We start from the raw sequence: 13,724 nt of genomic DNA on the forward strand, positions 1-13,724 counted from the left end.
TCAATAATATTGCAAGTTAAAATTTTACATTCATCAAATCAAATTTTATAAATTTTAATTCAAAATCTTGATTCATATGATTTGAAAAATGAATGCTCAATCAATTGTGATATTATCAACAATTTTTAACTCTCTTGTTAATTTTAAAATGATAATTAGATTTTGGTAAACAAATTGTATAGTCAAAAGTAAGAACTATTAAATAAAAATGTTATGACAATATCTTTCTACGATTTTAAGAATCTTCCGGATTATCAACAAATTGAGATGGCTAAAAAAGAAGGTCATATCAGAGAACAGCGCACAGTTAATGAGCTAAAATTTGTACTTTATGAAATCTCATGTTTTTCAGTCGAGATTATTTATAAGCAAGATCGCATGACGGGAATGAATGTTTTTGAAAATAAAGCGGCTTATGCTTTTTAGATTCTTATAGATTTATAATTATTAGGTACTCAATTTAACATAATATTTAATTCTCATAAGTTTCAAAAGTTCCATCTTCAAAGAAAAATACAATTCGTCTAATTTTTTTTGACGAATTTTCTTGTTTTTTATCAAAATTCTCTAATCGCTGAGAATCGGATATTTTATTTTTTTCTGCAATTGGTACAGAAATATTAGATTCTCGTGAAATTTGATTTTCGGGTTTCTTATCCGTTTCTTGTTGTCCAAATTGTTCATCACTAATTAATGAGAATAAATCTGGCAAAGTTTTTTTCGCCGGTTTTTTTTCCTCTGGTTCAGCTATAGGAATTGTAACTGGAATTTCTTCTTTATTAATAAGCATTTCACCATTTCCATTAATCAACCAATCCCATTCAAGATCTGGAAATTTAGATTTTATCTTGGTAATGAAATCAAGAGAAGGTTTGTTTCTTCCAGAAATAATGTGTGAAATACTCGAACGTTGCACACCAATTTCTTCTGCAAACTCAGCAGGAGTTAGTTCAGAGTATTCGATAACTTTTGTAAATCTATCATTAAAATCCATTTTACAAATGTAACGCATTTTAATTTATCATCAATTACATTTGTGAATTTTGCTGATTTACTTTTGTAAACTGATTATATTCAATATAAAATGTTCAATTACAGTTATTTACAATTACAATTGTTTATAAGGTTGTTTAAAAGTCTTAAGTATTGACAATTGTGGAAAACGTCGTGTTGAAAATCATTAGATATAAACATAAAAGTTTGTTGATACAATCAAGTCTTAAATTCAATTTGGTATATTTAACTTGAAATAATCTATATAATGTAAATTAAATCAGATGTTTACTTCTGTATAAAATTTACACTAATTTTTTAAAATTTTTAAAATAACAGTTATTAACAGCAATATTCTAGAAATAGTGATATTTCAATTTTATAAACATTGTTATTTCTTTCATCTGTCATTTTCATTCTTTTGATTTACGTTCTTGCTGTTTCGTTAATTATAAAAATCATTTATAGTCGCTCAAATATTCTCTGAAACAAATAGTTTTTAGTAAGGATATAGTTTATTATATAATATTTCTAATAAACACAAAATCTGTAACATTATATGATTTTTTCAAATCCAAATTTTTCCATTACCATTAAATATATTTTTGTTCAAGAATGTGAATTGCTAAAATTTGAGTTAGTATAAATTCAATTTCTACGATTAAAACTATACAGTGGAGCAGGGAAGAGGTTAATTACAACTATTTTTTTATACGAATCCATTTAACATAATTATTTTGTTCAGTAATAAAGTAAGATAAAAACATATCCAAATTAACAACTGTGGATAAAGGCGGGTAGAAATAGAGAAACTAGTGATACATAATTCTTTATACATTTGTAATATATAGTCAATTATTTATTAAAAACACGTTTAGTGTTTTGTTGAACAAATCAAACTACATCAGCAAAATGAGTATTAAAGTAAATTTAAAAAATAACTTTATTTAAATTTTATAAAATGCTGATATTATTGGTTTTAAAAAATTAAAATAACAATAATGTATTCCACAAAATAATAAACAGACAATGTGACATTTGGTGTTGTTTAAAGATGTTACAAATGTAAATTAGTTTATTTCGGATTAAATGTTATTTTTGTGACAAATCAAATCAAAGAAAAAATGAATTTTAGTTTTCCATATTTCCCAAATCCTAACTTCCCAGATCGCTATGTTTTCCCTGAAAATTTATTTTCTTACTTACAGCACAACTACAGCGATTATATAAAAGAAATTGGAAAATCCAGTTTGGGAAAGCCAATCTATATGTTGTCTTTAGGAAATGGAAATTTGAAAGTCGCAGCTTGGTCACAAATGCACGGCAATGAATCTACAGCTACATTGGCAATGCTGGATTTGTTATCCATATTTGACATGAATCCTGAGTTGAAAGACAAACTTTTCACATTAATTCAGTTGGACTTCATTTTCATGTTAAATCCTGATGGTTCCGAAGCCTGGACAAGAAGAAATGCCTACGATATTGATATCAACAGAGATTTTATCCGAAATTCGAGTAATGAAATCCGTGTTTTGAAATCTATTGTGCTAAACGGAAATTACAGTTATCTGTTAAACCTTCACGACCAGAGAACAATTTTCACTACAGACGGAATTCATCCGGCGACTTTATCCTTCTTATCGCCATCAGAAAATGCTGAAAGAGATATTACCGAAAACAGAAAGAAAAGTATGGCTGTAATTGCGGCCATCTATATGCAGATGAAACAGATTTTGCCTAATAGAATTGCAAAATATACAGACGAATTTTACCCAACATCCAGCGGTGATAATTTTATGAAATCTGGCATTCCTGCGATTTTATTTGAAGGTGGATTTTATGAGAATGATTTGGAACGTCGTAAAACCCGAGAATATTACACTCAGGCTTTATACTTTGCTTTAAAGGCAATCTCAGTGCTTAAAGGTGATACTTTGAGTTATGAAACTTATTTTGATATTCCTCAAAATAAAGAAACACATTTTGACCTAATTTATAGAAATGTAAAGCTGAATACAGATTTTGAGTGTATTTTGGATATTGCTGTACAATACAGAGAGATTTTGGATGACAATCAAAAACTGACTTATCAACCATACGTAGTTGAAGTTGGAGATCTGAATCATAAAAAAGGCTGGACAGAAATCGACTGTACGGATAAACGATTTGTATCTGTAAAGAAATTTCCGAAACTAGATTCTTTAGTTGATTTTAGGATTGAATAATTTTTAATTTCTAATCGCTGAGAATCTGTTATAAAATTTTTAATCGAATATAATTTTGCACAGACGATATTTTTTTGTTGATTTTAAACGGAATAATTTTTAATTTCTAATCGTTGAGAATCTGTTATAAATTTTTAATCGAATATAATTTCGCACAGATAAATTGATATCCAAAGTTTGTAAAAATTTTGGATATTTTTTTAAAAGTTATACTCACATAATATTTTCTAATAATCAGTCAGTTATAATATTCAATTTAACATAATATAAATTATAGGACATTTTATAATTATTTAATTGTTGCCTTTTACAGCTGTCATATTCCTTTATAAATCAATTTGGTATATTATTTTCTGCATTGGTATCAGATTAAAATAAGCGTTTATGAAAAAAGCCTTTTTATTATTATCAACAACTATGCTCCTGATTTATTCGTGTGAAAAAAACGATGGCAAACAAATCAACGTTGAAAACAGAAAACCTGATACATTAGCTGTTGATAAAGATTCAACCAATCAGATTCGTCTGGCTGAAAATGTGGATTATTGTTATATGAATGTCTTAGCAAAAGATTCGATGTTTCTATCTTACCAAATAACAAATGGAAATGTCACCGGTAAATTGAAATACAAAAACTTCGAAAAAGATTCAAATTCCGGCGAGATCTCAGGAAAAGTTTTTGGTGACACGCTGAAGGTCAATTATAAGTTTGCTTCTGAAGGTTCTACCAGCGAACGTGAAATTTACTTCTTACAAGACAGCGGCGTTTTGTTGGAAGGCATCGGAAAATATGCGCAATCTAATTCTTCAAAATCCGTCTACGAATCTCCAAAAGTCATCAATTTTACCAAAGGTCAAAGATTGACTCCGGCAGATTGTAAAATGATTGAAACCAAATTAAAATGAAAACAGCAGCCTTAAAAAAGCTGCTGTTCACAAGAAAATAATATATACTATAAAACTATAGTCTGAATAGAATGCGCTGGTGCAGAGAGTTTTGAAGATTTTCCTTCAATCCAGAGATTGAAATCCGTATCTGCATCACCTTCGTTCATCACCACAACTACCAGTTCCCCACTCTCGTTCAAAAAGCTTGTAGATAATAGGAAATCTTTATTGGTGGAGGTTCCAACACGTTGAGCATTTGGTTTTACATATTTTGAAATATGACCGATGTAGTAATACTCATAAGTATAATGAAGTTCTTGCTTGTTTGTATCATAAATAATTGGTGCAAAACAGAAATTTCCTACATGATTTGGACCGCCTTTTTCGTCTAAAAGAATGTTCCAATCAGTCCAAGCTGATGTTCCTTTGTTGAAATCATTGATCATATTTCTACCATACAATTCTCCCAAGCTGACATCATAAATCTTAGAAAAATCAAATTGTTCTTTACAACCTTCCGTGAAAATCAAGAATTTGTCTGGAAAAGCTCTGTGTGTTTCTGCAAGATTATCAAAGAGTTGAGATTTGTTATTCCACGTTTCGTACCAATGATAACCGATTCCGGAAGCGTACTTTGAAGTTTCTGGGTCTTGTAAAGTTGTTGTAGCGCGTTGGTACATCAAGTCTCTGTTATGATCCCAAATAATGACTTTTTTGTCTTTATAATTATTCTTCCATAATGTTGGACCAAGGTTTTCTTTTAGGAATTTTGCCTCTTCATCTGCTGTGTAAATACAAGATTCCCAAGTTTGAACGGCCATTGGTTCATTCTGGATAGTCAATCCCCAAACCGGAATATTCCTTTTCTCGTATTCCTGAATGAATTTAACATAATAATTCGCCCAAACCTGATAATATTTGTCCAATAATCTTCCGCCTTTCAGCATATTATTATTGGATTTCATCCAAGCTGGCGGACTCCAAGGACTGAAATAAAATCTGAAATCTTTTGGATTAATTACTTTCTGAGCTGCTTTAATTAATGGGATTTTGTACTGTTCATCGTGCTTTACATCGAAGGATTTTAAAGATTCATCATTATCATTAATATAAGTATAACTGTCGCTGGAGAAATCGCAAGAGTTCATATTGGTTCGAACAATATTATAACCAATCCCCGATTTTCCGTAATAAGCTTCGATAAATTCTTTCTGTTTCTCTTTAGGTATTTTTGCAAAAACTTCCGAAGAAGCATCCGTAATCGCACCTCCGATTCCAATTAATTTTTGATATTTGAAATCTGGATCTACAAAAACACAAACATCTGTTTCTTTTGGCTGAGGAAAATCTACAAATTTGGCATTCGCTTTTTTAGCAAATTTCTCATTTGTTTTTTGAGAAGTGATTATAACTCTACCCTCTTTCATTCCTTTTTTCCAGTAATTCTGGGCATTCATATTTGATGCAATTGCTAATGCAGCAAATAGTACAATTGTCTTTTTCATTTTTACTTTAAGAAAATTAGATGTCACAGATGAACATCATTTTTATTAGTTATTTTTTATAAATTCTGACATAATCTATCCAGAATTTTTGTGGATAAATGCTAGAATCTACGCCCTCTTTTCCACCCCAATTCCCTCCTACCGCTTGATTCAGAATCAAATAAAAAGGTTGGTCAAATGGCCACGCTTCATAATCATTTTCAGTTTTGATGTAGGTGAAATATTTTTTATCGTCTACATACATCTCGATTTTCTCTAGCGACCAATCCGCTCTGTAAATGTGGAAATTTTCTGACGCATCTTTGATGACAATCGTATCTGTTTTCTGCGTGTTGATGATGTGATTATACTTCTTCGTATGAACAGAACCGTGAACAAAACCTTGGTTGTAACCCACGTGTTCCATAATATCGATTTCACCATCATCCGGCCATTCTTTGATATTCTGACTAAGCATCCAGATGGCGGGCCAAGTTCCCTTTCCTTTCGGTAATTTGGCTCTAACTTCAACAGTTCCGTACTGGAATGGAAAAGTATTTTTGGTAATCAGTTTTGCCGATGTATAATCGTTTTTATCCCATTTTTCCTTTTTAGCTTCGATGATGAGATTCCCGTTTTCTACCCTTGCATTTTCAGTTCTGTTTTTAGTATAAAACTGAAGTTCATTATTCCCAAAACCATCGCCTCCCACTTCGAATTCCCACTTCGATGAATCTGGCAATCCTTTATAACTGAACTCATCCTGAAAAACGAGTTTTCCTTTATCCGAGTTTTTTTGAGTCAAGCAGGAAATATTCAATACAGAAATCAATGCAAATGCTGATACTATTTTAAGTGTTTTGAAATTCATTAGGATTTAAATTTAAAAAACAAAAGTCGCTACAGCTCTTGCTGGTAAAGAAGTTGCTGCAGATTTACCATTCATCTTGATGTTAAAATTCTCAGTTGCATTTCCTTCATTCAGGACAATCAAAGTTGTTTTTCCGTCAGGTCTTGTAAACGCCACAGAACTTAGATTTCCCGGCTGAGTCGAAGCAATTCTTTGAGAATTCTGAGGAACAAATTTAGAAGCGTGAGCAATGATATAATAAGCTACATTCTTAGTCAAACTTTCGCTAGAATTGATTGTTACAGCTCCTTTACATTGTGTACAACCACCTTCTGTATGGGGATTGAATTGTGGGTCATTGGCAAGATTCCATTCCAAAGCTATTTTACTCCAGTTTCTCATAGAACCGATAATCACATTTTTGGAATGCCATATCAAATCATCAGAAAAAGATGATGTAGAACCAGTCCATTGTTCCGTAAAATAAAGATTCTTAGAAGGATGAGCCAAATGAACATTATTCAAAACTGATATATTTCCTGCATAAAGATGGAAAGCCGAACCATCTACATATTTCGCAGCTTCTGCATCAGCTAAAATTTCCAAAGGATAATCCGGTTTGTCACAATTGTGGTCATAAAGAACAATTTTCGTTGTGATATTTGCTGCTTTAAATGCTGGTCCTAAATTATTTTTGATAAAAGTCGCCTGTTGAGAAGCAGTCATCAATAAACTTGGATTGTTTCCTGGATGCAGGGGCTCATTTTGTGGAGTAATGGCATCGACAGTAATTCCCTGCGCTTTCATTCCCTGAATATATTTTACAAAATATTGAGCATAAACGCCATAATATTCTGGTTTCAAACTTCCTCCGATGCTGCTTCCGTTATCCTTCATCCAAACTGGAGGTGACCAAGGGGTTGCCATAATTTTGATATTTGGATTGATGACTAATATTTTCTTCAGCATATCGATTAATGCCTGATCTTTGGCTAATGAAAAATTAGCTAAAGAAGTATCCGTTTGTCCAGCAGGCATATCGTCATAAGAAAAAACACTGCTGTTTAAATCTGATGCGCCGATACTTAGTCTAATATAACTCACGCCAATGGAATTATCTTTATTAGAAAATAATTCCTGTAATAATTCTTCTTTCTTAGAAGTTGACAATTGATTGATTACCTGAACGCTTCCGCCAGTCAATGTATATCCAAAACCATCAATTGTCTGATATTTTTGCGAAGCATCAACATCAAGAGTTTGATAGTTATTGCTTGCATTATTGAAGAAAATATCGTTTTGTTTTTGGAGTTTTATGGTTTCGTCTGCTTTTGTGAGCCAGACACTTGCTGAGGCATAACTGCTGTTATCTCCACCATTGTCAGCCGGAGGATTTGATGAATCATCTACACTATTGCTTTGACAAAATAAAAGTGAGAAAACGGTGAGTCCTAAGAAAAATAATTTATTCGGGAAAATTTTGTTGCTGTACATTTTATTAGATTGATTTAAAATATTTGATTCTAATAAGAGACTTGTATTGGAATAGTGATTTCCCAATACAGCTCTCTTTTTCAAGAGAAGCTTAGAAAACTATATTTTGATTTGAAATTAAAAAATGAAAGAGGTTTTTGAGGACCTCTTTCACCTAAGAATATGATAAGAAAAAATTAGTTAACGCCGCGGAATTCTATGTTGGTAATAGAAATTCCATCTTTCATATCGTTACCGCCTGATCTGATTGCAAAATATGCCACACCTGTTTTGGTAGCTGTAAAAATACCATCCGGATTATTAGCATTTTTAGAACCTACATTAGAAATTTTACCGTCGAAAGCAGAAGTTCCGCTTCCAGCCCAAGTATTGATTCCTCTTAACCAGGTGGAATCATTTCCATCTCCTGTGTAATCTGTATTAGCCGTTGGTTTTGTGTAACCTACGTAAATCTCAAACCAAGAATCTGAAACACCTTTTGAGCTAACAACTGCATCTGCTTTGTATTTACGACCTTCAACAACTTCAACAGCTTGATACATTACATTTCTATCCCATCCATTTGCTGTGAATGTTGCTTTCTTGTTTGTAAGATCCCAAACCCATAAAGCGGAGTTGGAAGGATTAGGGAAAGCTAATGACCATTTGGTAATATCTGCGGCATCAGCAAACTTTCCGCCTTGAATCATATTTCCTGCAGCAGGGTCAGATTTATCAACTTTTATGGTTTGGGTTGCTGTACCACCTACAATTCCTCCTTGACCAATAATTTGGTGTTGAACATTATAAGTTCCTTCATCTGGGATAAAAACATCGTAAATATTAGGACCAACTCCAAATCCACCTCCGTCACCTAAATCCCATTTAGAGACCAAGAAATTATTATTAGAAGACGAAAGTCTATAATGATTTTCTGATGTTTTTGTTACGGTAAATGATGCGTCAGAATTAGTAGGTGTAAGTCCGTTACCTTCTCCATCTATAGTATCTGGCACACAAGAAAGTGCAAATACCGATAAACTCAAACAAATTGTATGTTTTAAATATTTATTCATAACTAAAAATTAATAATGAGGATTTTGATTCAATGCTGTATTAGGTAGTTCGTTAAATGGAATAGGCATAATTTCATTTTTATTAGCTACAAAACCTTTAGATGCTAATTTAGAAGGAGCATCTCCCCATCTTACTAGATCAAACCAACGGTGACCTTCACCTGCCAATTCTCTTCTTCTCTCATCTTTAATCGCTTGCATTGAAACAGGAACTGAGCCTAATCCAACTCTTGCTCTAACTGCATCTAGTAATGCTTGAGCTCTTCCACCTGTTGCACCAAGTGCTTCAGCCTCCATCAAATAAGTATCTGCTAATCTAATTGCAATATAGTTTTGACGGAAATTTAGTTCCGTTGCTCCAGGTAGAGAGCTTCTTAGATTATTGGTAGGCAAATATTTATTTAAGAAGTAACCTGTATCTGAATATGCAGGACTATAAGAAATTTTGCCTTCCTCTACTAATTTTTTTGCATTGAAAATTGTGACATCTAATCTAGGATCTCCTTGCATGAAATTAAATAAATCGTCTGTTATAGTATTAAATGCCCATCCTGAATATAAATCAGGTGCATTATTATTTGGAAAATCTTTTTTTATAGAGTATGATCTTGGTCCTACCATAATATTGATTGAATTTCCTTCATCTTTTCCTTGTCCCCAGAAACCCCAATCAGAGTTTGCTTTATTAGTATGCATTACTTCTAATATAGATTCTGATAAGAATTTATATCTATTTGGATCCGGATCAGTTTCCAAACCAACTTTAAATAAATCAGCATAATTTGCTACAAGTTTATATCCATATTGGCTGGTTCCTCCAGGCACACCATTAACTTGTGCAAATTGTTCTGCTGCTTGGGGCATTTTTTTATCATAAAGATAAATCTTCCCTAGTATTGCTCTGGCAGTACCTTGAGTGATTCTTCCTTTATCATTTGTATCTGCCGTAAGCATCAAATCTGGAATTGCAGCAACTATATCACTTTCTATTTGTGCATATACTTCACTTGGTTTTGCTTGCGGAATATTCCAATAATCATCATCGAATTTAATATAGTTTAATATCAGAGGAATATTTCCAAAAATTCTTACTAATTCGAAATAATATAATGATCTAAGAACTTTAGCTTCTGCAATGAATCTCTTTTTTAAACCATCACTCATATCTGCAGCTGGAACTCTTTCAATCAATAAGTTGGCTCTCGCAATACCTTGGTAATAATCTTTCCAATAGCTGGCTGGCATTGTGTTAGGATTGATTGTATAATTATTAATACCTTGGATCCCCGCACCATCATTGGAGTTTCCACCTCCTGAGTAAAGATCATCTGAACCAGCATTAAAGAAAGTGACACTATTCTCAAAACCTCCAGAATATTTTCTCAAAACATCATATACAGAAACTAATGCGCTGAAAGATTGTTGTTCATTTTTGAAATACAAATCTGTATTGAAAGATCCTGAATTCTGTACATCATCTAGATATGCATCATTACAAGCAATGTTAGTAAAACTTAAACCAGTTAAGAATGTAATGGCAAGTCCCTTATATAAAAATTTTTTATTTTTCATTTTTGTTTACAATTAAAATTGAATATTAGCACCTATTAAAAAAGTTCTAGCTTGCGGATAGTAAGCTCTATCAACTCCTATTATATCTTGCTCAGAATTATTTCTTCCTGCAATTTCCGGGTCGTAACCAGTATATTTAGTGAAAGTAAAGACGTTTTCACCAGTTATGTAGAGTCTTACTTTACTCATACCAAAACGAGTTGTAACATCTTGTGGAATTGTATATCCTAACTGAATTATTTTCAAACGAACATAATCTCCTTTTTGTAAATAATAGTTTGACATCCAAGAATAATTATGATTAGTATCATCCCTTGTAACTCTTGGGTTATCGTTTGTAGAGCCTTCCCCAGTCCATCGATCTAAAATTTTTGTTTGATAATTGGCATCAAGCATATCCAATCTTCTAAGTCCTTGGAAAATTTTATTTCCTGCTTGTCCTTGTGCAAACGCCATAAAATCAAAATTCTTATAATTCAAATTGACAGTTAAACCAAAAGTATATTTTGGAATAGAGCTTCCTAAATTTACATTGTCATTAGGATCAATTTTCCCATCTCCATTATTATCCTGCCATATAAAATCTCCAGGTTTTGCATTAGGTAGTAATAAATCTCCATTACTATTTACGTAGGAGTTGATTTGAGCCTGATTTTGGAAAACTCCGCTATAAGTTTGTCCATAGAAAGATCCGTAAGGTTGGCCGACCTGTACTCGAGAGATAGGTCCCATAGTTTGGAATGAAGCAAGGTTGAAGTACTCTATATCATCTTCTAATCTCAACACTTTATTCTTAATTGTTGCAAAGTTTCCATTAACTGAAATACCAAAATCTCCCCAATTCTTTTTATAACCTAATTCAAGTTCCAGGCCTGTGTTTTCCATATCTCCAACATTTGACCATGGTAAATTAGGAACACCTATGTAACCAGGAACATTGATTTGTCTTAGGATATCTGTAGTTTTCTTTTTGTACCAGTCTGCAGTGAACGTAAAATTGTTAAGTATTTTAAAATCAGCAGCAATATTTAACTGGCTTGTTTCTTCCCATTTCAGGTTAGGATTTTCCAATGTACTTGGCGCATATCCGATAATGATATTATTTCCTGAATTGGTGTAGTTACTTCCGGAAACCATAAAATTTGCAAACTTGAAGTTATCCATTTCATCATTACCTAAAACTCCATAACCTCCTCTAAGTTTTACAGTATTAATAATTTTATTTTCTGGCCAGAAATTCTCTTTATTAATATTCCATCCCAATGACATAGATGGGAAAGTTCCCCAGTGTTTGTTAGTTGCGAATTTCGAAGAACCATCTCTACGAATAGTTCCAGTAAATAAATATTTATCTGCATAGTCATAGATAATTCTACCAAAATAAGATGCTTTATGAGTTTTTATCCCGTCCCATCCTGTAGCGGTAATATTATCTTGAGGAATGTCAAAATTGAATGAAGCATCCTGCCAATTATCAATTGGTAAATTGGTATAAGTTAAGCTTGTACCACCAGAAATATTATATTCATAAACACCCTGACCTACTAACACACTTAAATTATGATCTCCAAATCTATTTTGATAAGTTAGAGTATTCTCCATACTCCATTCAAATTTATTTTGATCAACTTTATTCAGATTATTGAATGTAGTGTTATTGTAATTAGGGCTTAAGTAATATTTTGGAGTAAAAGCGCGGCTTCCCCAGTAAGATTTTTTACCATTCAAACTTGTTTTGAAAGTAAGCGTTTTATGAAGTTTTAGTTCTGCAAAAATATTTGCCACAAAATCATCTGACCAGCTATAGTTTCCTTGTTGGATGTAACGAAAAGCTCTTGGGTTGGTCATTTCTTGATTTACGTAACGTGAAATTCCGTAAGGATTTCCATTAGGGTCGCGCACAATATATGGATTTGTGTAACCACTAGGATCTACCATAGACCAATCGGTTACTACTACAGGAGTTGTAGGATCCAGATTAACTGCTGAAGCTAACGGGCCTCCAAATTCTTCATTTGCACTAATACCTTGAGATTTTGTATGAGTATAAGCAAACGTTTGTCCGATGGTTAAATAATCAGTAACCTTATGAGTTGAATTTAATCTTGCGTTTAACCTTTTGTAATAAGAGATATCACTCAACACAATTCCTGTCTGATCAAGATATCCAAAAGAAGCATAATAAGTAGATTTTTCATTTCCTCCCGTTATACTTACTTCATGATTAGATTTCTCACCAGTTCCAAAAATCGCATCCTGCCAATCTGTTCCTTTTCCAAATTTTGAAGGGTCAGCATAACGAATTGGTTTACCATCATTTGAAAAAGCTTCATTGATAATAGTAGCATACTCCGTAGCGTTTAGAAGATCCAATTTCTTTGCAGCATTACCAAATCCATAAAAGCCATTATAAGAGAGGCCTAATTTTCCTTTCTTTCCTTTTTTGGTTGTTACAAGAATTACCCCTTTTGCAGCAGAAACACCATAAATTGCTGATGAAGCTCCATCTTTTAATACTTCAATACTTTCTATATCAGATTGATTAAGCCAGCCAATGTTATCAACAACAATTCCATCAACAACCCATAAAGGGCTGTTACTACCTGCTCCAAAACTTGTAATTCCCCTTACACGAACTGTTGCAGCAGCTCCTGGCTGACCAGAATTAGTAACTACAGAGACACCGGCTGCTCTGCCTTGTAGAACCTGTTCAGGCTTTCCAGCAGGGATGTTTTCGATGTCAGAAGCCTTGATACTAGCAATCGCACCGGTAACATTACTTTTCTTTTGAGTCCCATAACCGATAACGACTACTTCTTCTATTGTTTTTTCTTTAGAAGCAGTGTCACTTACCCGTTGTTGAGCTGAGTAGTTGGCTGTGAAGTAAAGTACAGCGGCTAACCCAAGACATTTTGAATACTTTAAGTTCATATTTTAATTAATTTTTGTTAATCTCAAACTGAGACAATAAAAGTATCTTTTTTTTCGATATAACAAAATTATTTTTTATTTTTTTCAAAAAACTACTGTTTATCGATAATTTAACGATGCTTATCATCAGTAATATCATTATAATTGTTATATTTGGAATCCCCAAAAACGCTTCCAATTGTTAAGTTTAAGTTAAGGTCGATTAAATGAATGTTAATAAAAAATCTCT

General features: G+C 32.6%; 10 protein-coding genes. 3 read left to right on the plus strand and 7 right to left on the minus strand.

Going from position 1 to position 13,724, the window contains the following annotated elements; translation table 11 throughout:
- Window positions 1-213: 213 nt before the first annotated feature.
- The gene (locus tag BUR19_RS06245; protein ID WP_074234013.1) at window positions 214-426 is read left to right on the plus strand and encodes a hypothetical protein; all 213 of its coding nucleotides are present in this window, start codon (window positions 214-216) and stop codon (window positions 424-426) included.
- 46 nt (window positions 427-472) lie between these two features.
- On the opposite strand, the gene BUR19_RS06250 is transcribed toward BUR19_RS06245, so the two are convergent.
- Window positions 473-994: a helix-turn-helix domain-containing protein gene (locus BUR19_RS06250; protein ID WP_074234014.1), complete on the minus strand. Its 522-nt coding sequence runs from the start codon at window positions 992-994 to the stop codon at window positions 473-475.
- A gap of 1,123 nt (window positions 995-2,117) precedes the next feature.
- Between BUR19_RS06250 and BUR19_RS06255 the strand changes: the two genes are divergently transcribed.
- Window positions 2,118-3,221 carry a M14 family zinc carboxypeptidase gene (locus tag BUR19_RS06255; RefSeq protein ID WP_074234015.1) on the plus strand — a complete coding sequence of 368 codons (1,104 nt, stop codon included), beginning with the start codon at window positions 2,118-2,120 and terminating at the stop codon, window positions 3,219-3,221.
- A 384-nt stretch (window positions 3,222-3,605) separates the two neighbouring features.
- Window positions 3,606-4,127, plus strand: coding sequence for a hypothetical protein (locus BUR19_RS06260; RefSeq protein ID WP_074234016.1), 522 nt, complete (start codon window positions 3,606-3,608; stop codon window positions 4,125-4,127).
- A 47-nt stretch (window positions 4,128-4,174) separates the two neighbouring features.
- Here the strand turns inward: BUR19_RS06260 and BUR19_RS06265 are convergent, their stop codons facing one another.
- From BUR19_RS06265 to BUR19_RS06290, 6 genes are all read right to left on the minus strand, one after another.
- Window positions 4,175-5,614 carry a glycoside hydrolase family 30 protein gene (locus BUR19_RS06265; RefSeq protein ID WP_074234017.1) on the minus strand — a complete coding sequence of 480 codons (1,440 nt, stop codon included), beginning with the start codon at window positions 5,612-5,614 and terminating at the stop codon, window positions 4,175-4,177.
- 49 nt (window positions 5,615-5,663) lie between these two features.
- A complete protein-coding gene (locus BUR19_RS06270) occupies window positions 5,664-6,464 on the minus strand; it encodes a glycoside hydrolase family 16 protein (protein WP_074234018.1) in 801 nt (266 codons plus the stop codon).
- A gap of 12 nt (window positions 6,465-6,476) precedes the next feature.
- Window positions 6,477-7,937, minus strand: coding sequence for a glycoside hydrolase family 30 protein (locus BUR19_RS06275; protein WP_074234019.1), 1,461 nt, complete (start codon window positions 7,935-7,937; stop codon window positions 6,477-6,479).
- A 176-nt stretch (window positions 7,938-8,113) separates the two neighbouring features.
- The gene (locus BUR19_RS06280; protein ID WP_074234020.1) at window positions 8,114-8,992 is read right to left on the minus strand and encodes a hypothetical protein; all 879 of its coding nucleotides are present in this window, start codon (window positions 8,990-8,992) and stop codon (window positions 8,114-8,116) included.
- A 9-nt stretch (window positions 8,993-9,001) separates the two neighbouring features.
- Window positions 9,002-10,564: a RagB/SusD family nutrient uptake outer membrane protein gene (locus BUR19_RS06285; protein WP_074234021.1), complete on the minus strand. Its 1,563-nt coding sequence runs from the start codon at window positions 10,562-10,564 to the stop codon at window positions 9,002-9,004.
- A 12-nt stretch (window positions 10,565-10,576) separates the two neighbouring features.
- Window positions 10,577-13,495 (minus strand): SusC/RagA family TonB-linked outer membrane protein, encoded by a 2,919-nt coding sequence (locus BUR19_RS06290; RefSeq protein ID WP_074234022.1) that lies wholly within the window; start codon window positions 13,493-13,495, stop codon window positions 10,577-10,579.
- Window positions 13,496-13,724: the final 229 nt, after the last annotated feature.

It is taken from the genome of Epilithonimonas zeae (genome assembly GCF_900141765.1).
Classification (GTDB): Bacteria; Bacteroidota; Bacteroidia; order Flavobacteriales; family Weeksellaceae; genus Epilithonimonas; species Epilithonimonas zeae.